This is a genomic window from Dactylosporangium sp. NPDC005555 (assembly GCF_040605635.1).
Lineage (GTDB): Bacteria > Actinomycetota > Actinomycetes > Mycobacteriales > Micromonosporaceae > Dactylosporangium.
On sequence record NZ_JBEXDG010000081.1, the window covers coordinates 1 to 22,087 of the forward strand.

A 22,087-nucleotide genomic window follows, 5' to 3' on the forward strand; every position below is an offset into this window, starting at 1 on the left:
GGCAACAACATCCCCACCGCACTCCTCGACTTCGCCCGCGGCGTCAACGCCACCCAACTCGTCCTCGGCGCCAGCCGACGCCACCGCCTCGCCCAAATCCTCTCCCCCGGCGTCGGCGTCACCACCACCGCCGAATCCGGCACCATCGACGTCCACCTCGTCACCCACGAACAAGCCAGACGCGGCCGCCACCAACCCACCACCGGCGGCGGACTCACCCCACGCCGGCGCCTCGCCGGCGCCGCCCTCGCCGCACTCGGACTACCCCTGCTCACCAGCGGCCTCACCGCGGTGCAGGACGACATCTCCCTGCCCAGCGACATCCTCGCCTTCCTCATGCTGACCGTCGCCGTCGCCCTCACCGGCGGCCTCTGGCCCGCACTGCTCGCCGCCGTCAGCAGCTTCCTGCTCCTCAACTACTACTTCACCCCACCGCTGCACCAGTTCACCGTCGCCAGACAGGGGAACCTGTTCGCGTTGCTGGCGTTCGTCCTCGTCGCCGTCGCGGTGTCCACCGTCGTAGACCTCGCCGCCCGCCGGACCAGGGAGGCCGCCTCGGCCCGCACCGAGGCGCAGACCCTGTCCACCCTCGCCGGCAGCGTCCTGCACGGCGACCGGCCACTCCCTGCCCTCCTCGAACGCGTCCGCGAATCGTTCGGCCTCACCGCCGTCACCCTGCTGCAGCGCCGGACCGGCGAGGACGCCGAATCCGAGCCGCGCGGCGAGGCCGGCGCGTGGCGGATCGCCGCGTCCGTGGGCGACCGGCCGTGCACGTCACCTACCGACGGGGAGACCGAGGTCCCGATCGCCGACGACCTCACGCTGGTGCTGCGCGGACCGACCCTCGCCGCCGCCGACCAGCGTCTGGTCGAGGCGTTCGCCGCGCACGCCGCCATCGCACTGCGCCAGCAACGACTCTCCGAACAGGCCGCCGAGGCCGGGAACCTCGCCGAGATCGACAAGGTCCGCACCGCGCTGCTGTCCGCCGTCAGCCACGACCTACGCACCCCACTCGCCTCCGCCAAAGCCGCCGTCGGCAGCCTCCGCAGCCACGACGTCGAATTCTCCGCCGAAGACCACGACGAACTCCTCGCCACCGCCGAAGAATCCCTCGACAGGCTCAACCGCCTCGTCGAGAACCTCCTCGACATGAGCCGCCTGCAAGCCGGCGCACTCGGCATGCACCCACAACCAACCAGCATCGCCGACGCCATCCCCCGCAGCATCGACGAACTCGGCACCCCCGCCGACAACGTGCGCATCAACATCCCCGACGAACTCCCCGACGTATACGCGGACCCGGCCCTGCTGGAACGCATCCTCGTCAACATCCTCGCCAACGCTCTACGCCACAGCCCCGTCGGACAGCTGCCCACGGTCAGCGCCAGCGAGCACGCCGGCCTTGTCGAGATCCGCGTCATCGACCACGGCCCCGGCGTCCCGACCGCCGACCGGGACCGGATCTTCCAACCCTTCCAACGCCTCGGCGACCACGACAACACCACCGGCGTCGGCCTCGGCCTCGCCCTCGCCCGCGGCCTCGCCCAAGCCATGAACGGCCACCTCCAACCCGAGAACACCCCCGGCGGCGGCCTCACCATGACCCTCACCCTCCGCACCGCCGACCTCGACGAGCAGGCCGACCCGGCACTCCTCGAACGCCTCGACGGGTGACCGCTCGACGACGGGGGGCTGTTCCCGCTGATGTGATCATCGCAGCGGCCGGTGCTTCGCCGTGAAGGTGAAGTCGCTGGACGACGTGCCGGTGAGGCGGTGGGCCGAGGTGAGGGCGCCGGCGGCGAGGAGCCTGCGCACTTCGGATCGGGACACGTCCAGCCCGACCGCCAGCAGGGTGGTCCGTCTGATCGGGATGCGCCGGGCGAAGCGGACCGACACGTCGATCACCTCGGCTTCCGGGGTGTCGGCCGGCGACTTCCGCAGCGTCCACGCGTCGTCCCAGACGAGCGTGACGTTGTTCCGGCGCCGGAGGACCGGGTCCTGCAGCAGCCTGGCCGCGAGGGCAGGGTCGTTGGCGTGGAATCGGTGCAGGGTCGAGGGTTCGACGGCGCGGACGTTCGTTCGTTCGAGGACCGTGAGTTTGATGGTTTCGCCGCATCCGGCGCACAGTGCCAGGAGCCAGACGTCGAGGAGTTTGTGGTTGGCGTTGACGCGGAACTTGCCGTGTGTGCGGTGGTGCGCCGAGGTACAGCGCAGGCAGCGGCGGCGGATGAGCGGCAGGGCCGTCGGGCACACGAGCCACTGCGCCGCGGGACGTTGTTCGTTGCTGTTGAGCACCGGTGGGAAACCGATCTGCTGCGACATCTTCGTGCGGAGGCGACGCCCCGCGGAGAGGGTCCGCGCATGACGGAGGGGCGAGTGGCGGGCCGTGTGTCACGACGGCACGCCGCACTCGCTCGGTCGATGCGGGATGTCGGGGTCCGAGAGCGCACGGTCGGACGGGGCCACCTGTGGAAGGGGCCCCTCACGTGCCTGCTCGGCGCAGCGGAAGTCTCAGCTGGTGTACAACGGTCCGTCCTCGTTCGGCGACCCGGATGCCGGCGACGCTAGCAGCGCACCGCCGGGCGGCTCCACCGGTTTACCGACGGTCACCGGCGCCGAGGGCCTTGCGGAGCAGGGCCGTCAGGTGCCGGCTACCCGGGCCGGCGCTGGTCCTTGCAGAACTTCACGATGTCGTCGACCTCGGTCGCGCTGACCCAGGCGCCCTGGACGCGGACCGGCTCCGACGCGCCCGGCGGCAGGAAGAGGGCGTCGCCGCGGCCGATCAGCCGCTCCGCGCCGGGCCGGTCGAGGATGACCTGCGAGCCGGTCGGCGACGAGGTCGCGAAGGCCAGCCGCGACGGAATGTGCGCCTTGACGAGGTCGGTGAGGACGTCGGCGGTGGGGCGCTGGGTGGCGAGGACCAGGTGGACGCCGGCGGCCCGGCCAAGCCGGGCGATGGACACCACCGACTGCTCGACGTCGTGCGGCGCGACCATCATCAGGTCGGCGAGCTCGTCGACGACGACCAGCAGATATGGATACGGCCGGATCGCCCGGTCGCTGCCCGGCGGCGCGGTGATCTGCCCGGCCCGGACCTTGCGGTTGTAGTCGTCGATGTGCCGGACCCCGGCGGCGGCCAGGTCGTCATGCCGCAGGCCCATCTCGCGCACGACCCATTCCAGGGCGTCCGCCGCCTTCTTCGGGCTGGTGACGATCGGCGTGACCAGGTGCGGGATGCCCTCGTAGCCGGTCAGCTCGACCCGCTTCGGGTCGACCAGCAGCAGCCGCACCTCGTCGGGCGTGGCCCTGGTCAGCAGCGACACCAGCAGCGTGTGGAGCCAGGTCGACTTGCCCGCGCCGGTCTCGCCGGCGATCAGGAGGTGCGCCAGGTCGGCCATCACATAGCCACCCTCGACGTCCTTGCCCAGCGCGACGAGGAGCGGATGACGGCCGCTGGAGGCGGCCCGCGACCGCAGCAGGTCACCGAGCGCGACGAGCTCCCGGTCGGTCCCCCGGTGCGGGACCTCGACGCCGAAGGCGCCGTCGCCGTGGATCGGCCGGACGATCCGCACGTCCGGCACCTTGGCCGCGGCGGCGATCTCCCGCGACAGGCCCGTGATCCGCTCGACCGCCACGCCGTGGCTGACCTCGACCTCGAAGCGGCTCACCGCCGGACCGTGGGTGAAGCCGGTGACGAGCGCGTTGACGCCGAACTGGTGGAACACGCCCTCCAACGCGGCGGCCACCTCGTTGTTGGCGCGGGTGCGGCTGCGCGGCACTTCGCCGAACGCCAGCAGGTCCAGCGGCGGAAGCCGGTAGCCCGCACCGGCGCGCGGAGCCGGCCGGACCTCGCTGACCGGTGCCGGCGCCGGTGTCGTGCCGCCCGCGACGGGCCCTTGACGGGCGGGCCGGTAGGCACGGTTGCGGGCGAGCGCGAGCTGCGCGACCGTGCGGAAGTTGCTCTGCTCCGGCGCCGGCAGGCTGCGCCTTCGCTGCACGGTGCTCAGCTGCTGGTAGATCGTGGTGAGGCTGAGCAGCTCAGGGCCATCGGCGATGCCGTCACGCAGCAGCTCGATCAGCGCACCGCTGAACGCCGTGTAGCGCGCCCCCGCGGGCGCCAGGGCCTGCCGGGTGCGCGCCGTCGCCGTCAGGACATAGGTGCCCTCGATGTCCACCAGGCCGCCGACCTGCGTGTCGGACATCGACGCGATCGCGCGGCCGCTGTAGCAGCAGTCCAGGATGACGACACGGTTCCTGGCGTGGACGTCGCCGTCGGCCACCATAAGGTTGCGCAGATCGTCGTAGCGCAACGCGCTGAACGCCGGGTATTCGGGATCGGAGTCGGGCAGCGCGAGGAAGAGCTCGCCGGTCGAGCGGCCCAGGATCCCGTGGCCGGCGTAGTAGACGATCAGCGTGTCGTCCGCGTCGCGGGCCAGCTCGCTCAACGCTTTGGGGATCGTCATCGGGTTCGCCGGCTGGTCGATGATCCGGCACTTGTCGGCGCTGACACTGCCGTGGGTGGGATCGGTCAGCGCCGCCGCGAGGCCCTGCAGGTTGTTGCGCACCGCGGGCAGGTCGGGGAGGTTCGCGGCGCTGTAGGCGCTCGTGCCGATCAGCAGCGCGGACGACCTGGCGCGATCGGGCAGCCGCACCGTCACCGCCCTCGGCCGGGAAACGCGAGCATCACAGGCAACCTCCGCAGCGGGACCCGGCCGGCCTTTCGTCCGAGCCGTATCGAACCATCATGCACTCGGGTGGTCCCCCACCGGTCGGGCCGCGCCCCCGCATCAACCCGAGCGTCGCATCAATGACATCGTCCACCTGAGCGGAGGTCGCGGCGTTCGGACCATCAGCGGGTGTTCAGTCGGCGGCCGGGACCTCGACACGGCCGGCCGGCTCCGTGGGTTCGTCGCCGCCTTCGGTTGCTGACGACAGCACGCCGGCGGTGAGGGCGACCGTCGCCACGAGCACCGCGACCAGGACGAACGAGATCCGCAGGGACGACAGGGACGCGACGCCGCCGATGATGCCGGGAGCGGCGAGGCCGGCGCCGTAGGCGATGGTGGCGACGCCCGCGATCGCGTTGCCGGTCTGGGCGCGGCCGGACTGCGAGCCGACCCGGCCCGCGGTCGCGAAGGCCAGCGGCACGACGACGGAGATGCCGACGCCGAGCAGTCCGAAGCCGACGATCGTGACGGGGGCGTTGACCGCCCACACGACCAGTGCGGCGCCGATCGTGCCGGCGACGGCGCCGGTGCGCACCGTCGGCACGGCCCCGAAGCGGCGGATGATCCGGTCACCGAGCAGGCGGCAGATCGCCATCCCGGCGGCGAAGACCGTGTAGCCGAGGGCCGCGGTGGCATGGCCGGAGTCGAGGACCCGCGTGAGGTAGACGGCCGCCCAGTCCAGGCCGGCGATCTCCGGGAACACCGCGCAGAACGCGAGCAGGGCGACGGCCAGCACCGGCCCCCGGGGCAACGCGAAGCGCGGCGGGGCCGGCTCGCCGTCGTCGACCTCGTCCGCCGCCGTGGCCGCCAGGCGAGGCCCGGCGACCTGGCTGATCAGCAGCAGCAGCGCGGCCATCGCGGCGAAGTGCGGGAGCACGCCGAGGTCCGCCTTCACGACCAGCGCGCCGGCGCCCGCGGCCGCGAAGCCGCCGATGCTCCACAGGCCGTGCAGGCTGGACATGATCGACCGGCCGATGTGCGCCTCGGTCGCGACGCCCTGCGCGTTCATGGCGACGTCGGCGGTGCCGGCGGCCGCGCCGAACACCAGCAGCGTCGCGCAGAGCCCGGGAAGGTTCGGCGCGACCGCCGTGAGGATCGGCGCGAGGCACCAGACCGCGATCAGCAGCCGGGTGGCCGTCCTCGTGCCGATGCGGTGGATCAGCCGCCCGGTCATCGGCATCAGGATCAGCGAGCTGACGGCGGGCATGAACAGCGCGACGCCGAGCTCGCCGGGCGACAGGTCCAGCCGCTCGGCGATGGCCGGGACCCGGGTCGCGAACGTGCCGGCGACCGCACCGTGGACGGCGAAGATCGTGCCGATCGCCGCGTGGTCCGTCCTGGAGGACATGTTCAGCCTTTCGTCGGAGCTCAATGTCAGGACGGCCCGAGCCACCGGTCGATCGTCGCGGCGTGCGGGGCGGGATCGAGATGCTTCCCGCGGACCCAGTCGTCGTCGTAGTACGTGCCGCGGTACGCGTCGGCGCCGTCGCTGATCAGCGTGGCGATGCTGCCCGGCTCGCCGGCGGCGCGCATGCGGTGGGCGAGCCGCAGGGCACCCCAGAAGTTGGTCCCGGTCGACGGGCCGACCGACCAGCCCGTGGTGGTCGCGAGGTGGCGCATGGCGGCGACGCTGGCCGCGTCCGGGACGGGCACGGCGAGGTCGATGACCGGGGGCAGGAACGCCGGCTCCACGCGGGGGCGGCCGATGCCCTCGATCCGGGACGGCATGCCCGTGCCGTAGCGGGGGTCGCCGGTGACCCAGCCGGGCCAGTACGCCGAGTGCTCCGGGTCCACGACCGCCAGGCGGGTGGGCAGGTCGTGATACCGGATGTGACGGCCCAGCGCCGCGCTGGTCGTGCCGGTGCCGACGCCGACGACCGCCCAGGCGGGTGGGCGGCCCTCCTCCGCCGTGACCTGCGCCAGCAGGCCCGCGCCGACGCTGTCCTGGCCGCGCCAGTCCTCGACGTGCGGCGCGCGGGCGAAATGGTCGAGGTAGTGGCCGTCGAGCTCCGCGGCCAGCCGGGCGGCCTCGTCGTAGATCCCCGCCGGCGGGTCGAAGGCATGGCAGCGCCCGCCGTACCCCTCGATGCGCTCCCGCTTCGACTGCGCCGTCTTCCCCGGTACCACAGCGACGAACGGCACATCGATCAGCTGGGCGAAATAGGCGGCCGCGACCGCGGTGTTGCCGGCGGCGGCCTCGACCACGGTCGTGTCCTGCCGGATCTCTTCCCGGGCGACCGCGTCCTCGACGAGCCTGCGGACCATGCGGTGCTTGAGGCTCCCCGTCGCCGACCGTGACTCGTCGCGGAAGTACAGCGACACGCCCCACGACGACGGCAACGGGTAGCGGCGCAGGACCACGGGCGGTGCGGCGGCGGCCTCGCGGCGGAGCCGGGCCAGCGCCCGCTGCGCCCAGCGGCGGTCGCCGGCCTGCGAATGATCGCTCATCGTCTCCCCCGCCCGATCCCCACCCGTGAGGATGTCAGCCTACGGGCCTGGGGCGTGCGCGGAGCCGGTCAGGCGGGGACGGTGACCGGGCGCTGGTCGTGCATCCACCGGCTGAGGTCGGCGGCGGGCATCGGGCGGGCGTAGTGGTAGCCCTGCGCGATGTCACAGCCGAGCGCCTGCAGGGCGGCGACGTGCGCGCTGCCCTCGACGCCCTCGGCGACGACGGTCATGCCAAGGTTGTGGCCGAGCTCGATGGCGCCGCGGACGAGGGCGGCGTCCTCGTGGTCGGCGTCCATGTGCAGGACGAACGTGCGGTCGACCTTCAGCTCGTCGACGGGCAGGCGCTTCAGGTACGCCATGGACGAGTAGCCGGTGCCGTAGTCGTCGATCGACAGCCGGACGCCGAGCTCGTGCAGTTCGGTGAGGGTGGCGGTGGCCATCGCCGGGTTCGCCATGACGGCCGACTCGGTCACCTCCAGCCGCAGCAGCGACGCCGGCACGTCGAACTCGTGCAGCAGCGCCACGACGTGCCCGACCAGGCCCGCGTCGAGCAGGCAGCGCGGCGACAGGTTGACGGCGACCGGGACCGTCAGGCCGTCGTCCAGCCACGTGCGGACCTGCCCGAGGGCGGCGCGCAGCACATACAGGGTGAGCCGGCAGATCAGGCCGGTGGTCTCGGCGACCGGGATGAACTCCGCCGGCGGGATCGATCCGCGAGTCGGGTGCTGCCACCGCACGAGCGCCTCGGCGCCGGACACCTGGCCGTCATTGAGCCGGATCTTCGGCTGGTAGTGCAGGGTGAGCTGGTCGGCGCTGTCCAGGGCGCGGCGCAGGTCGCCGAGCAGCAGTAGGCGGCTGCCGTCCTCGACCTGCATGGCCGCGTCGTAGACGGCGACCCCGGCCTTCGTGTCCTTCGCGTTGTACATGGCGATGTCGGCACAGCGCAGTGCGGCCTCGACGGTGGTCGCGTGCTCGGGCGCCGCCGCGACACCGATGCTCGCCTCGATGTCGACGGTCACGTCGTCGAGCAGGAAGCTGCGGTGCAGGTCGTTCTGGAGCCGGGCGGCGAGGCGCGCCGCGTCCTGCGCCGCCGCCTGCGGCAGCAGGATCGCGAACTCGTCACCGGACAGGCGGGCGACCAGGTCGCCGGAGCGCACCGCGGCGCTGGTGCGGGCCGCGACCTGCCGCAGCAGCTCGTCGCCGTAGTGGTGGCCCAGGGTGTCGTTGACCTCCTTGAACCGGTCCAGGTCCAGCATGAGCACCGACACGCTGCCACCGCGGTCCTGCGCGTCCTGCAGCGCGGTCCCGGCGCGCCGGGCGAACAGCACCCGGTTCGGCAGGCCGGTCAGCGGGTCGTGCGACGCCTGGTGCTCGCTGGACGCGGCCTGCCGCACCAGCCGCCGCTGGTAGCCGACGCTGAGCACCAGCAGCACCGTCATCAGCACCAGCCCCACCGCGAACCCGGCGACCGTCGCGATGAACGCGAGCGTCTCGACCCGCTCCAGCTCCCGCAGCGCGCGGGCGGCCTGCTCGGTGCGCTCGACCGTCGCCGTCTGCACGATCCGGTTGATCCGCTCGAACAGCGACTGCGCCCGGCCCGTGTCGATCGCGGCGGCGGCCCGCTCGCCGGCGGCGCCTTCGTCGACCGCGTCGAAGACGTCCGTGACCGCCTGGAGGTACTGCCCGTGCAGCGCCCCGATCTCCGAGGCCAGGCCCCGGTCGGCGGCGGTGCCGAGCCGCTCCACGTCGCGCAGCGCCGCCTGCAGCGACGCGCTCGCGGCCGCGTGCGACTCCCGCACCACGGACCCGGGTTCGACCCGGTAGAGCTGCACGCTGTGCTCCTCGGTGATCACGGCGTCGTGGATCCGGTCGTACGCCGCGGCGAGCATGCACACCTTGGTGACGGCCGCCGCCGAGCTTCGCGTGTGCGCCACGCCACTCACGCTCAGCCCGGTCAGCCCGAGCATGATCACCGCCAGGCCGGTGACGGCGAACCACCGCCGGAGCTGCGAACGCTGCACTGTGGCCGCCTTTCCGTGCCTGCTGGGGTGTCCGACACCACCGCATCGGAGGACGGCACCCCCGGTCTGAGGTGAGCGCCCGCACCGCAACCGGTGGGCAACCACCCGCACCGTGTCCGCACCCGCGCCGTCACGGTCCCAGGTGCACGAACGGCGCCCACGCGGCCGGTCGGTGCGGCTGCCGGTCGCGCAGCGCCCGCACGGCGTGGTGCAGCGCCAGCGCCCCGCCTTCCGGCCGCAGCCGCCCGTCCCGTACCAGCGGCGGATAGACGGCCGCGGCGACATCGGCGGCGGCGGTGTCCTCGACCGGCCACAGCGCGCCGACGACGTGTCGCCAGCCGCCGTGGTGCATCGCCGAGGCGACGCTGATGACCTCGTCGGCGGTGCGCAGGCCGCCGGTCGCGGTCTGGCACGCGCCGAGGAACACCCACTCGCCCGCGCCGCTGCCGGCCCGCAGCTCGTCGACGGTGAGGACGCCGTCGGCCAGGACCAGGCCGCCCCGGGAGGGGTCGTCGAGGTTCTGGGTGCCGTGCCCGCACAGGTGGGCCCACGGGTGCCGGGCGAGCGCGGCGCCGACCCGGGCCCGGCTCGCGGCGGCGTCCGTCAGCAGCGTGCAGCGGGCCGCGCCGAACAGGTCCAGGATCTGGTCCTGCTCGCGGCGGACCGCCGGCAAGGGCGCCTGGCCCGGCGTCGCCGGCTGGGTCACCACCAGCATCGGCCCCGGGGCGGACCGGTCGGCGCCGGTCCGGGCCCGGCCGAGGGCGTGCAGCGTCGGGGTGTACGAGGACACGACCCGGTCCAGTGCCGCGCCGGCGGCGTGCAGCGGCAGGAGCGTGAGCGGCCCGGTCGGGCACCACCACAGCCGGGGCCAGTCCCCGTCCGGCGGGCCGGCCAGCCCGAGAGCGTCCAGGACCGGACCGGTGACCTCGGCCCACAGCCAGCGCAGCGTCTCGGTCGTGGTCGGGGCGCCGTCGACGACGGGCACGGCGGGGGCGTCGAGGTCGCGGGAGCGGACCGGTTCGACGCCGAGCCGCGCCGCGGCGTGTGTCACGGCGTCGCGCAGCGTCAGTCCGGGCAGGGGAAGGGCGGTGACATCGCCGTCGCGGACCAGCAGGGCGTCGCACCGCCACTGGCTGACGTTCACGATCGCCACCGTCCCGGCGTTCGCCGTGTCCCCCGCGCTGACGGCGGCCAGCAGGTCGGCGACCGGCACCGGGCGCTGGAACAGGTCCGGCCGCGGCAGGGCCGCCGACGGCGGCAGCGCCCGGATGCGCGCGAGCAGCCGGTCGTACGCGGCGGCGAGGTCCCGGCGGCGCTCGCCCGGCGGCGCCGCGAGGTCCAGCGCCGCCCGTACCGTCGCCAGTTCCGCGGCGAGGTCCGGCGCAGCGGCGGCGAGGTCGGACAGGTCGGCGCGGCCGTCGAGGCGCTGCGCCCACAGGACAGCGCGGCCCTGCTCCAGCAGCGCCACGGCCCGGCGCGGGTCGCCGGCGTCGATCGCGGCCGCCGCGGCGTCGCCGGCCAGGCCGCTGACGGTGCCGAGGAGGTGCTGCCGGTCGCCCTCGGGCAGGCCCTGCCAGGCGAGCCGGCTCAGCACGCCGACCGCGGTGGCGAACCCGTCGAGCCCGTCGGCGGGACGCTCGCCGGCGGCGAGGGCACCCCAGCGGCGGGCCGCCAGGATCCGGAGCGCGGCCGGTGCGCCGGCATCCGTCGCCGCGCGCCGGAACACGTCGACGGCGCCGGTGCGGTCGGCCGGGCCGCCGCGCACCTCGAACCTGGCGCGCAACGCGTTGCCCAGGATCACCAGCAGGTGCGGCCGCGGCTCCGGTGCGGCGGCGAGCGCGGTCCGGGCCCACGCGACGGCATCGTCGAGGTCCCCGTCTCCGCCGTGGAGGCGGCCGGCGGCGGTGAGGGCCATCGCGAGCTGCGCCTGATGCTCGGCATACCGGGCATGGCCCGACGGGACGAGCCCGGTGGCCTGCCGGTGCAACCGCACCGACTCCGCGGCGTCCCCGTCCCGCGGCGCTTCCTCGTGCCGGACGTGCAGCGCGTGCGCCAGGTTCATCAGCAGCCCGGCCCGGTCCGCCTCGCCGGGTTCGGCGAGCGCCTCGCGGTGCGCGTCGATCGCCGCGTCGAGGTCCGCGGGGTCGCGGGCGTGCTGATAGCGGGCCGTGTACGCGGCGCCGAGGTTGGTGAGGTAGCCGCCCCGGTCCGGGTCGCCGGGCGGCGCCGCGCCGGCGGCGGCCTCGTGGGCGAGCACGGCGTCGGTGAGGTCGGCGACGGCCCGGTCGCGGGCGTACCGCTCGCGGAGCGCGGCACCGAGGTTGCTGGCGACGCCGGCGCCCTGCCCGGCTTCCCCGGCCGCGGCGACCGCCTGCCGCAGGACGGCGACGGCGTCGTCGAGGTCGGACCGCGGCCCGCCGGCGCGGTGCCGCGTCACCAGTGCGTTGCCCAGGGCGCTGAGCGTGACGGTCAGTTCCGCGTCGTCGGCGTCGGCGCCCGCCACGGCGCGCCGGGCTACGTCGACGGCCCGGTCGATGTCGGCGCGGTCGCCGGCGACCTCGAAGCGTCCCCTGTACGCCGAGCTCAGCGTCTCCAGCATCGCCGTCCGAACCGCCACGTCGGCGTCGGGCGGGACGATCCGGGCCGCCGCCTCGGCCAGGTCCACCGCGGTGTCGGCGTCGCCACGACCGGCACCGCGCCGCTGGTATGCCGAACTCAGCCGCGCGAACAGCACCGCCAGCGGGTCGCGGGCGGCACCTGCCGCTTCCGCCGCCCGCGCGGCGCCGGCGGCCCGGTCGAGCGTGTCCGGCGCTTCCGCGGCGCCCTCCTGATACGCCAGCAGCAGCGCCTCGGCCTGCCCGCCCAGGGCGTGCCCGTGGCCCGGGTCGGCGGGCACGGCTCCGGCGGCACCGGCAGCCGCGGCCCAGTTCGGCGGCAGCCGGTCGGCGTCGCTCGCCGGCAGCTCGGCGAACCAGCGCACCGCCGCGGCGAGGTCGGCGGCGTCGTAGCCCGCCGGCAGCGCCTGGAACCGGCACCAGTGCAACCAGCCCAGCACGTACGCGGCGACCTGCGAGCGCGGCCCCGCCGCCCGGGCCAGCCGGTCCGCCTCCGCGAGGGCTTCCGGGTCGAGCACCGGCCGGGCGTCGCCCCGGTCGGTGAACGCCTTGACCCGGCGACTGATCCTGCCGGCCAGCCAGGTGGTGCGCACCAGGTTCACCCCCATAGCTGACGGACGCGTCCGTGGAGCGGCCGGCGCCGGCCGCTCGGGTGGACGCGATCCGCACCGAGCTGGACCGGGCGCACCAGGTACCGTCGACGCGCGGAGACTCGGCGTGCGACTGAGGAGTGGTGCCGGTGGCGAGGATCCTGGTGGTCAGTCTGCCGTTCGCGGGGCACGTCGGGCCGACCGCGGCGGTCGCCGCCGAGCTGGTCCGGCGCGGGCACGACGTGACCGGCTACACGGGCGCGAAGTACCGGGGCAGGTTCGAGTCCGTCGGGGCGCGGTGGCTGCAGTGGCGGGCCGCGAAGGACTACGACGACGCGCGGCTCGCCGACACGTTCCCGCGGGTCGGTGACGGCAAGGGCATCCGGGCCAACCTGGCCAACTTCACCGACATCCTGCTCGGCACCGCGCCGGGGCAGCTGGCCGACATCGCCGCCGCGGGGCCGTTCGACCTGATCGTGACGGATCAGCTGGCGTTCGGCGGCGGGCTCGCCGGGGAGAAGCTCGGCGTGCCGTGGGCGACCGTCGCGGTGATCCCGTTGACGTTGCCGAGCCGGGACCTGCCGCCGTTGGGTCTGCCGGTGCGCCCGGCGACCGGCCGGCTGACCCGGTGGCGGAACACGGCGCTGTGGCAGCCGATCAAGCTGGCGGGCCGGCTCACGGTCGACCCGCGGGTGGCCAGGATGCGGGCCGCGGCCGGGCTCGGGCCCGCTGCCGTGCCCGGACCCGACGGCCTCTACTCGCCGCATCTCGTGCTGGCACAGGGCGTCCCCGGGCTCGACTATCCGCGCGGCGACCAGCCCGCGCACGTGCACTACGTCGGGCGGCTCGCCGCACCGGCCGGACCGCCCGGCGACCTGCCGTCATGGTGGCCGGAGCTGGCCGCGGCACGGGCGGCGGGGCGGCCGGTCGTGCACGTGACGCAGGGAACCCTCGACGTCGACCCCGACGACCTGCTCCGCCCCACCCTCGAGGCCCTCGCCGGGTCCCCCGCCCTCGTCGTGTGCACCACCGGCGGCCCACCCGCCGACGTCCTCGGCACCCTGCCGGCCAACGCCCGGGCCGCCGCCTTCCTCCCGCACGACCACCTGCTGCCGCTCGTCGACGTCGTGGTCTCCAACGCCGGCTGGGGCGGCACCCTCGCAGCGGTCGCCGCCGGTGTACCGATGGTCGTGGCGGGCGCGACCCTCGACAAGCCCGAGGTCGCCCGGCGGGTCGCCTGGTCCGGCACGGGCGTCGACCTCCGCACCGGTACACCCGGAGCCGCCAGACTCAGGTCGGCCGTGACCCAGGTCCTCGGCGACCCCCGGATGCGCGAGCGAGCCGCCGAGCTCGGCGCGAAACTGGCCGCCGCGGGCGGCGTGACCCGGGCCGCCGACCTGCTGGAGGGACTGCGCCGCTGAGGCGGCTCACACCAGCCGGTTGCCGTTTCGCTGCGGTCTCCACGGCCGGATCCATCCGCTTGCGCGGCGGCGTCGCGGTGTGGTCATCCGTCGATGTGATCACTTCCGGAGGCTACCGCCTCGGTGGTGAAGTGCTGCTCGATGCGGCTGAGCAGGGCGGTGCAGCGGCGGACGTCGTCGAGGTCGGCGCCGACGGCCCCGGCGAGCTCGCGGGCCCACGCGGCGCGCAGCGTCCGGAGGTTGGCGGCGGCGCGTTCGGTCGGGTGGACGGCGACGCCGCGGCCGGCGGTGGTGCGGCGGGAGATCATGCCCTTGTCCTCGAGGCCGCGCAGGGCGGTGCTGACGTTGGTGCGCTGCAGCCGGGTGCGGCGGGCGATCTGGCTCGGCGCGGCACCCGGGAAGAGGTCCACGACCCGCATCACGTGCCGCTCCGTGTCGGTCATCGGCACCACGCCGGGACCGTCGGGGGTCCTGGCGCGCACCAGCCGGCCGACGTTGAGGATCAGGTGCGCCAGGTCGGCCAGGTCGGTGTCGGTGTCGTGGGCCACACCACCATCGTAGTGGATTATGGCACCATAGTTATGTGGCGATAACAGAAGTCCGGCCTGCTCCGAGCCGCGGACGGCGGGCGCGGCTGGCGGTGGTGCTCGGCTCGCTCGCCGCGTTCGGTCCGCTCACCATCGACATGTACCTCCCCGCGATGCCCGGCATGGCCCGTGAACTGCACACCAGCGCGCCGATGGTGCAGCTGACCCTGACCGTCTTCGTGATCGGCCTCGCCCTCGGGCAGGTCGTCGCCGGACCGCTGTCCGACGCGTGGGGCCGCCGCCGGCCGCTGCTCGCCGGGATGGCGCTGTACGTCGCCGGCTCACTGTGGTGCGCGCTCGCCCCCGACGTCGGCTGGCTGATCGCCGGCCGGGCCGTGCAGTCACTCGGCGCCGCAACCGGCGTCGTGCTGTCCCGCGCGATCGTCCGCGACCTGTTCGAGGGCACCGCGATGACCCGGTTCTTCTCCACCCTCATGCTCGTCAACGGGGCGGCCCCGATCCTCGCCCCGGTCATCGGCGGGCAGTTGCTGGCGGTCGCCACCTGGCAGGCCGTGTTCCTGGTGCTGGCCGGATTCGGCACCGTCCTGTCCCTCGCCGTCGTCCTCGCCCTGCCGGAGTCGCTGCCGGCCGACCGCCGGCGCTCCGGCTTCCGCGACACGTCGCGCGCGTTCCGGGTCCTCGTCACCGACCGGCACTACCTGCGCTACGTCCTGGCCGCGGCGCTGATGTTCGCCGCCGTGTTCGCCTACATCTCCGGCTCGTCGTTCGTGCTGCAGGACGTGTACGGCCTCAGCGCCCAGCAGTACAGCCTCGTCTTCGCCGCGAACGGGCTCGGCATCGTGGTGTTCGGCCAGCTCAACGGCCTCATCGTCGGCCGGGTCGCGGGCGAGCACACCCTGCTGCGCACCGGCCTCACCGTCGCGGTCCTCGGTGCCGCCGGTGTACTGGTCTGCGCCGCCGCCCGGCTGCCGCTGCCCGCGCTGCTGGTCTGCCTGTTCGTCGTGGTCTCGATGCTGGGCGTCGTCCTGGCCAACGCCACGTCCCTCGCCCTGGCCGGGCACGCCCGTTCGGCGGGCGCCGCGTCATCGCTGCAGGGCCTGCTGCAGTTCCTCGTCGCCGGGCTCGCCGCGTCCGCCATGAGCCTCGCCGGCCAGTCCACCGCGGTGCCGATGGCGACCACGATGCTCGCGTGCGCCGCCGCCGCACTGGCCGTCCTGCTGCTGTTGCGGCCACGCGTCGCGCTGCTGTTGCGGCCACGCGTCGCGCCCGACAGGCTGGACCGGTGAGCCGCACCCGGCGGCGACTACCATGATCGGGTCTTCGACGGCGGTGTGAGGAGTGACCATGCGATGGTTCCGGCGCAAGTCGGCCGGCAGGCCCCTCACGGTCGACCCCGCCCGGCAGGAGGCCCTGGTCGCCGACATCCGGCGGCGGTTCGGCGGGCACGTCCAGGCCGGGTTCCGGGAGCAGGCCGGGGCGCTGGCGGGCCTGCTCACCGACGATGACGGGCTCGCGGTCGCCGGACGGGTCGTGCACGAGACGGCCGAGCGGGCGCATACCGACCTCCAGCGGCACGGCGCGGACCGGCACAACTACCGCGCCCTGTTCCAGCGGACGGGCCTGCGGTATCAGCTCACGGACCAGCCGCCGGGATGGCACCCGTTCGTCCACCTCCCGGCGGCCCTGGCCGCGATCGACGCGGACGTCAAGCGGGCGATGGTGCTGACCGATCCGAACTGGCTGCTGATGCACACGCTGGAGCTGCTGGACCTCACGGTGTCCGGCTGGGAGTTCGCCCGGATCCCGGTCACCGCCGACGCCGCCGACCTCGTCACCCGCCTCATCGGCGCCGCGACCCGCATGCGGCTGACGGAGGACGAGCCGCCGGCGCTGCCGTCCGGCATCCGCGAGGTCATGCGCAGCAACCGCGCGTTCGACGTCCACGACCGGTCCGGCGCCGTCCTCGGGGTCATCAACGTCGGCGCCGAGACCCGCCGCTTGTTCCTGATCTGAGTTCATCTTCGGGTAAGCGACAGCGCGCCGGCGCCGGCTCGCCGGTCCCCTGCCGGGCCCGTCCGGCCCGGACCGCCGCCCATCGCAGCGGCAGGCCGAACGGCTGGTCGAAGGGGCGCAGGTACAGGATCAACGCGCCGAACATGGCGAGGGAGAAGCTCCACAGGCCCATGAGCGCGGCGATGCCGCCGTGCAGGGCGAGGCCGCCGAGCAGCAGCGCCGGCCAGCGGCGCCGCGGCAGGACCAGCGCGACGGCGAGGGCGAACTCCAGCGCGAGGGACCCCCAGGTCAGGACCGCGACCGCCGGGCCGAGGGCGAGCAGGTGCAGGGTGGGTTCGCGCAGCCAGCCGGCGGTGCCGAAGTTCGGGTTGTTCAGCCAGTAGTACAGGGCGGTGCCGTCCCGCCACTCGGGCACGGCGAGCTTGCCGAGGCTGGCGTGCAGGTAGATCCCGGCGACCTGGACGCGGATCAGCCAGCCGGCCGCGACGCCGGTCAACCTGCCGACCTCGCCGGCCCCGACCGCGGAGGTGCCGGAGGTGCCGGGGGCGCTCCAGTGCCAGCGGCGGCGGTCGGTGAGGGCGAGCGGGAGCAGCAGCAGGGTCAGGTTCGCGGCGACCTGGTCGCCGCCGTCCGGGATGCTCGCCGACGCCTGCAGGCTGAACGCGACCCACCAGTGCGGGACCGCGGTCCAGCGGGGTCGCCACCCGGACGCGACCACGAGCAGGATCGCCACCGCCAGCCATCGGGCGGCCGGCAGCTGCGCCTCAGGCATGACACAGAAGAGACTGATCGCGCGGGTGCCGCCGCAGTACGGCGCCGGCATCAGCCCCCGGACCGGGGCGAAGAGCACCTCGGGTGGGCTGAACACGAGGGTCAGCAGGGTGCCGGCGGCGATGAGGGTGCGGGCCAGGCCGTAGACGTCGGTCCAGGGCGGCACGGCGGCGGCGCGCCGGGCGGCCAGCCCGAGCCGGGTCAGCACGACACCGCCAGCCGGGCGACGGTGCTCGGCATGACGACCTGGTCGCCGGAGCGGCTCCACGCCCACGGCACCGGCACCCGCTGGGCCAGGCCGACGTCGCCGCAGAGGGTGGTGCGGCGCGCCCTGTTGGCGGCCGGCAACGGGGTCAGCCGCTCCAGGCACGGCCCGGGGTCGGCCTGGCAGCCGGTCCAGCCGTCCTCGGGCACCGCGCCGGTCAGCAGGCCGAGCTCGACGCCCTGCGCCCGGGACGCCCTGGCCAGGCCGAAGAGGTTGCGCGGCTCGGCGTGCGGCGACAGCAGGGCATCGTGCCACCGTCCGTCGCCGCCGCGGGTGTAGACGAGCAGGTCGGCACCGCGCGGGTCGCGGGTGAAGAACGCCCATCCCTGTGGCAGGGCCACCCGGACCGGTTCCTCGACGGCGGCCTCGTAGGGCAGGTCGACGGCGTTGTCGGGCAGCTGGGTGTGCACCACGTAGGCGACCGCGAGCGCGCCGGCGGCGATCAGGGCCAATGCGAACGCACCCAGCCGGGCGGGCGGGGCGGCGGTGGGTCGGTGCATCGCGTCTCCTTCGGTCGACCGGCACGGTGGCGGGCACCGTGCCGGTCGGGTTTCGGGGCAACCGGCCGGCTCAGGCGCCGGTCAGGGTGGTGGCGACCTGCTGGGCCCACTGTTCGAGGCGCAGCTTCAGGTCCTGGTGCACGCCGTGGCCGGTCTCGGAGACGACCCCGAGGTCCAGGATGAGCGAGATCGTGTCGACGACGACGTTGGCGTTGGCGTCGACGAACTGATAGACCGCCGTGGCGGTGACCGTGCCGTCGCCGGAGGTCCAGTCGCCGGCCGCGTCCGGGTACAGCACCAGCAGCGCGGCGATGAGCGTGTTGCTGGTGTCGACCGCCGCGCGCTGGATCCGCGGCCGGTCCCGGCTGTACATGGCCGCGGCGAACCGGCCGCGGAACCCTGGCTCCGACAGCTCCGCCTGAGCGAGCAGCCGGGACACGAGGGTGGCGTTGCGTTCGGGCTGGGCGATGTCGCCGAGCACGAGCTTCGGGTACTGCTTCGCCACCGGGCCGAGGTCGAAGAACGTGCCCCGGAGCAGCGCGTCGCCGTCGTAGCGGGGCACGGCGGCGGCGCCCGCCCGGCTCGTCGTGGCGACCGTCGGCAGCCCGAGCAGCACCGCTGTGGCGAGCAGAGCGGCGAGCAGCGCGGCGAGCAGCGGGCGGGAGCGTGGGATGACACGCATGGCTTCCTCCGTCAGGTGCCGGGCAGGGTGGTGGCGACCAGATCGGTCCACCGTTCGAGGCGCAGCTGGTTGTCCTTCGGCGCGCTCGGGTCCTTGAACCAGAACGCGACGAACTCGACGACGACGACCGCCTGGGCGGCCGCGGCGGCCTGGGCGGCGACGGCGATGACGTTGAGGATCCAGAGCAGGGTCGCGGTGCCCTGGGTGCCGCCGGCCGCGGTCAGGTCGTCTTCGAGGTCGGGGTACAGCGCCAGCAGCGCGGCGAACAGGATGTCGCCGGTGTCGAGGACCGTCCGCTGGATGCGGACCCGGTCGCGGCTGTACATGGCGGATGCGAACCGCTCCCGGAAGCCGGGCGCCGCCTGCTCGGCCGCCGTGAACAGGCGCGGGATGATCGCGGCGTTGCGTCCGGGTTCGGCGATGGCGCCCAGCACGAGTTTCGGGTACTGCTGCGCGGCCGGGCCCAGGCCGAAGAAGACGCCGCGGATCAGGGTGTCGCCGTCGTACCGGACGGTGGCGGCTCCCGCCGCCCGCTGCGGTGTCGTGACCACCGTCAGCCCGAACAGCATCGCCACGACGAGCAGGGCGACGACGATCGGCCGGCGGATCAGCCGGTCGGGTATTGCGTCACGCATGGTGCCTCCAAATTCGCCGGGGGATTTCCGGGCGCAATCACCATGCGTCTGCGAATTGTTTTCCGTCAATTACCTCGAATACCCGGGAATTGTGAACAACGCCATGCATGAATGGCGTATCAATTGAGCGGGACACGATCCGCGGACGGCGTTTTTGATACAGGGAATACGTTGTCAGCCGGCGCCCAGGCAGGCGAACGCGGCGGCGGTGGCGACGTCGCGGGGGTCGCCGCCGGCCCGCAGTGCCGCCTGGGCCGCGCCGAGCGCCGGCGCCGGCGCCTCGCCGGCCCGCAGCAGCCGGTGCAGGTGCACCATCAGCGCCGCGGTCCGGTCCGCCGGGACGGGCAACATCGCGGCGATGAGCGTCCTGGTGCCCTGGGCGAGCAGGACGGCTGCGAAGCCCATGAGCTCGTCGCCGAGCCGGGCGTCGGCGAGGCCGGTCTCGCAGGCGGATGCGACCACGCAGCCCGGCGAGCGCGGCAGCCGCTCCAGTTCGTAGGCGAACAGCGGGCCGTCGGCGAGGGCGAGGGTGGAGAACAGCGGATTGTCGGCCCGGAACGCGCCGTGCGCGGCGACATGCACGAGTCCGGCACCGGAGAACGCCGCGGTGACCGCGGCCACGGTGGCCCGCGGGCCGGTGAGCACGGTCGCGCCGGGCCACACCGCGGCCAGCGCCGCGACCTCCGTCGCCGCTTCCGGAAGGCGGGGGCCGGCGATGAGCACCGCCGGGCCGCTGGGTGCCGGCTGCCGCACGGCCCGGCACCACACCGCGGCGGACGGCGCGACGGTGACCGGCCGGTCGGCGCCGGTGGGCAGCGCCGACCAGGGCACGGTGTGCAGCGCGCCGCCGGGGACGACGACGAGCGGCCGGTCGCCGAGCCGGTCCCGGACCGGGTCGAAGAGCTGCCTGTCGAGGCGCGCCACCGCGTCCGCCAGACCGGACCGGGCGCCGGCCGACTCGCCGAGGGTGATCAGCCGGCGCAGCGCGAACCGGGACCGCCGCACCTGCGCCAGCACCGCCGGGAGCGGGCCGAGGTCGTGCAGGGTGGCGCGCCCGTCGCGGACCACCACGGCGGCCAGTGCGCCCCGGTGCGACACCAGCTCCACCAGCACCGCCCGGCCGAGCTCGTCGGCGACGGCCCGCACGGTGACGGCGGGCGCCGCGCCGGCATCGCCACCGGCGGTGCGCAGGTCCAGCTCGCGGACCCGGGCCTCCAGCGCCGACTGGCGGCGCAGCAGCCCCTCGGCGCGGCGGCCGGCCAGCAGCGCGTCCTCGGCGGCCCGGGCCGTCTCGCGCAGCTCGGCCAGCACGGCGTTGCGCCGCGGGTCCTGGGGCGGCAGCGGGGTCCGTGACCACAGGGTGGTCGCCCGCCACCGTTCGGCCCAGGCCAGGACCGGACCCGGCCGCCGCCCGGCCAGGGCGATGTCGAGGCCTTCGGCGGCCAGGTCGTGGCCGTGGACGCTGCTGCCGGCCCGCACCTGGGTGGCGCCGAGCACGGCCCGGTGCTCGTCGAGGACGGCGAGTCCCCGACGCAGCGCGGAGGCCGCGGCCCGGTCGGCGCCGTCGAGGCGGTGCAGCAGCGCCACGGCGAGCCAGCCGCGGACCCGCTGCCCGGCCACCCCGCCGCGGCGGTACGCGGCGGCGCGCGCCAGCAGGCGCCGGGCTCGGGCCGGGTCGTCGAGGGCGAGCGCCACCTGCGCCGCCTCCACCCACGCCGTCGCCGCCGGCAGCAGCCACCCGGCCGCCTCGAGCCGCCCGGCGTTGCGGGTCAGCGAGGTCAGCAGCGCGGCCGTCCGGATGCCCCGCATGTACTGGGCGCGGAGCTCGACGGTGCGGGCGAACGCCGACCATGCCCGGCGGCCCTGCCGCTGGAAGCGCGCCCTGGCGGCGGCCGCCGACGCCGCGGCCCCGTCCGGGTCGCCGAGCAGCAACGCCGCGCGGGCACCCGCGAGCAGCGCCTCGGCCAGGTCCGACACGAGGCCGTGCTCGCGCAGCTCCCGGACGGCCAGGGCCGCGGTGTCGGCCGCCTCCCGGACCAGTGGCACCGCGGCGAGCAGCTCGAACCGGTCGAGGATCAACGCCGGGCGGGGCACCGACAGCCGGCGGTACTCGCGTTCGGCGTCGGCGAAGACCGCCAGCGCTCCGGGCACGTCGCCGTGCTGGGCGGCCAGGTGACCCGCGTTCCACCGGCAGTCGGCGGCGGCCAGGTCGAGGCCGAGGCCGGCGAAGATGGACGCGGCCCGGTCCAGGTCGGCCGCGGCGCCGTCGCCGCGGTCCCGCACGCCGGCGGGCAGGATCGCCCGATTGTTGCGGGCCCGCGCCTCCAGCAGGGCGTCGCCCTCGCGGACCGCGACATCGATGGCGGCGCTGTAGTCCTCGGCCGCCTCCACGTACCGGCCGCGGAAGTACTGCACGACGCCGCGCTGCATCAGCGCCTGGCCCGCCTCGGAGCCGGTGAGCCGGGTCAGCGACGCCGTGACGGCGGTGTGCGCGGCCGTGGTCCGCCCTGCGGCGGCCAGGACGTAGCCGAGACTCATCTGCGCCATGGCGAGGGTCCGGCCGGAGCCGCTGCGCTGCCCGGCGGCGACGGCGCGGCGCAGGTGCCGCTGCGCCCCGGCCAGGTCGTTGAGCTCCTTGCGGGCCAGGCCGATGGCCCGCTCGGCGACGGAGCACTGGCCCGGGTCACGGTCCCGCGCGGCGAGGACCCGCTCGGCGAGGGCGATCGCCGCCCGCGGGTCCCGTTGCCGGAGCGCCAGCGCCTGCTCCGCGAGCTCGGTCAGCGTCGCGGAGGCGGACAGGTCGACATTGATACGGTCGGATTGACGATGGCGCATGACAGCCGCCGATCCT

At 74.8% G+C, this 22,087-nt stretch carries 16 protein-coding genes; 4 read left to right on the forward strand and 12 right to left on the reverse strand.

Features of this window, described 5'->3' with window-relative positions; genetic code table 11:
- Positions 1-1,674: DUF4118 domain-containing protein (locus tag ABZS58_RS46350; RefSeq protein ID WP_354790728.1), on the forward strand; the 1,674-nt coding region annotated here is incomplete at its 5' end.
- A 36-nt stretch (positions 1,675-1,710) separates the two neighbouring features.
- Here ABZS58_RS46350 and ABZS58_RS46355 read toward each other — a convergent pair.
- From ABZS58_RS46355 to ABZS58_RS46380, 6 genes are all read right to left on the reverse strand, one after another.
- Positions 1,711-2,322 carry a DUF1062 domain-containing protein gene (locus ABZS58_RS46355; protein ID WP_354790729.1) on the reverse strand — a complete coding sequence of 204 codons (612 nt, stop codon included), beginning with the start codon at positions 2,320-2,322 and terminating at the stop codon, positions 1,711-1,713.
- A gap of 329 nt (positions 2,323-2,651) precedes the next feature.
- Complete coding sequence (locus ABZS58_RS46360) at positions 2,652-4,652, reverse strand: DNA translocase FtsK (protein ID WP_354790730.1); 2,001 nt, start codon at positions 4,650-4,652, stop codon at positions 2,652-2,654.
- Positions 4,653-4,860: 208 nt separating this feature from the next.
- Positions 4,861-6,075 (reverse strand): MFS transporter, encoded by a 1,215-nt coding sequence (locus tag ABZS58_RS46365; protein ID WP_354790732.1) that lies wholly within the window; start codon positions 6,073-6,075, stop codon positions 4,861-4,863.
- Positions 6,076-6,101: 26 nt separating this feature from the next.
- Positions 6,102-7,175: a pyridoxal-phosphate dependent enzyme gene (locus ABZS58_RS46370; RefSeq protein ID WP_354790733.1), complete on the reverse strand. Its 1,074-nt coding sequence runs from the start codon at positions 7,173-7,175 to the stop codon at positions 6,102-6,104.
- A gap of 68 nt (positions 7,176-7,243) precedes the next feature.
- Positions 7,244-9,196: an EAL domain-containing protein gene (locus tag ABZS58_RS46375; protein WP_354790734.1), complete on the reverse strand. Its 1,953-nt coding sequence runs from the start codon at positions 9,194-9,196 to the stop codon at positions 7,244-7,246.
- A gap of 130 nt (positions 9,197-9,326) precedes the next feature.
- A complete protein-coding gene (locus ABZS58_RS46380) occupies positions 9,327-12,404 on the reverse strand; it encodes a CHAT domain-containing protein (protein ID WP_354790736.1) in 3,078 nt (1,025 codons plus the stop codon).
- Positions 12,405-12,550: 146 nt separating this feature from the next.
- On the opposite strand from ABZS58_RS46380, the gene ABZS58_RS46385 reads away from it, so the two are divergent.
- Positions 12,551-13,822 carry a nucleotide disphospho-sugar-binding domain-containing protein gene (locus tag ABZS58_RS46385; protein WP_354790737.1) on the forward strand — a complete coding sequence of 424 codons (1,272 nt, stop codon included), beginning with the start codon at positions 12,551-12,553 and terminating at the stop codon, positions 13,820-13,822.
- A gap of 83 nt (positions 13,823-13,905) precedes the next feature.
- Here the strand turns inward: ABZS58_RS46385 and ABZS58_RS46390 are convergent, their stop codons facing one another.
- Positions 13,906-14,370: a MarR family transcriptional regulator gene (locus tag ABZS58_RS46390; protein ID WP_354790738.1), complete on the reverse strand. Its 465-nt coding sequence runs from the start codon at positions 14,368-14,370 to the stop codon at positions 13,906-13,908.
- 35 nt (positions 14,371-14,405) lie between these two features.
- On the opposite strand from ABZS58_RS46390, the gene ABZS58_RS46395 reads away from it, so the two are divergent.
- Both ABZS58_RS46395 and ABZS58_RS46400 read left to right on the forward strand, forming a co-directional pair.
- Entirely contained in the window at positions 14,406-15,656 is a 1,251-nt protein-coding gene (locus ABZS58_RS46395) for a multidrug effflux MFS transporter (protein ID WP_354790740.1), read from the forward strand.
- Between the two features lie 58 nt (positions 15,657-15,714).
- On the forward strand, positions 15,715-16,383 hold the full coding sequence (locus ABZS58_RS46400) for a hypothetical protein (RefSeq protein ID WP_354790742.1): 669 nt from the start codon (positions 15,715-15,717) through the stop codon (positions 16,381-16,383).
- On the opposite strand, the gene ABZS58_RS46405 is transcribed toward ABZS58_RS46400, so the two are convergent.
- The 5 genes from ABZS58_RS46405 to ABZS58_RS46425 form a co-directional block, all read right to left on the reverse strand.
- The gene (locus tag ABZS58_RS46405; protein ID WP_354790744.1) at positions 16,343-17,362 is read right to left on the reverse strand and encodes a sporulation-delaying protein SdpB family protein; all 1,020 of its coding nucleotides are present in this window, start codon (positions 17,360-17,362) and stop codon (positions 16,343-16,345) included. The genes ABZS58_RS46400 and ABZS58_RS46405 overlap by 41 nt on opposite strands.
- The gene (locus tag ABZS58_RS46410) at positions 17,356-17,919 is read right to left on the reverse strand and encodes an SdpA family antimicrobial peptide system protein (RefSeq protein WP_354790746.1); all 564 of its coding nucleotides are present in this window, start codon (positions 17,917-17,919) and stop codon (positions 17,356-17,358) included. Before ABZS58_RS46410 ends, ABZS58_RS46405 begins: the two co-directional genes overlap by 7 nt.
- A 70-nt stretch (positions 17,920-17,989) precedes the next feature.
- On the reverse strand, positions 17,990-18,601 hold the full coding sequence (locus ABZS58_RS46415) for a hypothetical protein (protein WP_354790748.1): 612 nt from the start codon (positions 18,599-18,601) through the stop codon (positions 17,990-17,992).
- An 11-nt stretch (positions 18,602-18,612) separates the two neighbouring features.
- Positions 18,613-19,236: a hypothetical protein gene (locus ABZS58_RS46420; RefSeq protein ID WP_354790749.1), complete on the reverse strand. Its 624-nt coding sequence runs from the start codon at positions 19,234-19,236 to the stop codon at positions 18,613-18,615.
- Between the two features lie 174 nt (positions 19,237-19,410).
- Complete coding sequence (locus ABZS58_RS46425; RefSeq protein ID WP_354790751.1) at positions 19,411-22,071, reverse strand: CHAT domain-containing protein; 2,661 nt, start codon at positions 22,069-22,071, stop codon at positions 19,411-19,413.
- Positions 22,072-22,087 lie beyond the last annotated feature (16 nt).

Excerpts from the sequence above, each read along its gene's own strand:
- ABZS58_RS46355 (WP_354790729.1), bottom strand. The coding sequence starts at position 2,322 with ATGTCGCAGCAGATCGGTTTCCCACCGGTGCTCAACAGCAACGAACAA.
- ABZS58_RS46410 (WP_354790746.1), bottom strand. The coding sequence starts at position 17,919 with ATGCACCGACCCACCGCCGCCCCGCCCGCCCGGCTGGGTGCGTTCGCA.
- ABZS58_RS46370 (WP_354790733.1), bottom strand. The coding sequence starts at position 7,175 with ATGAGCGATCATTCGCAGGCCGGCGACCGCCGCTGGGCGCAGCGGGCG.
- ABZS58_RS46415 (WP_354790748.1), bottom strand. The coding sequence starts at position 18,601 with ATGCGTGTCATCCCACGCTCCCGCCCGCTGCTCGCCGCGCTGCTCGCC.
- ABZS58_RS46400 (WP_354790742.1), top strand. The coding sequence starts at position 15,715 with ATGCGATGGTTCCGGCGCAAGTCGGCCGGCAGGCCCCTCACGGTCGAC.
- ABZS58_RS46365 (WP_354790732.1), bottom strand. The coding sequence starts at position 6,075 with ATGTCCTCCAGGACGGACCACGCGGCGATCGGCACGATCTTCGCCGTC.
- ABZS58_RS46420 (WP_354790749.1), bottom strand. The coding sequence starts at position 19,236 with ATGCGTGACGCAATACCCGACCGGCTGATCCGCCGGCCGATCGTCGTC.
- ABZS58_RS46425 (WP_354790751.1), bottom strand. The coding sequence starts at position 22,071 with ATGCGCCATCGTCAATCCGACCGTATCAATGTCGACCTGTCCGCCTCC.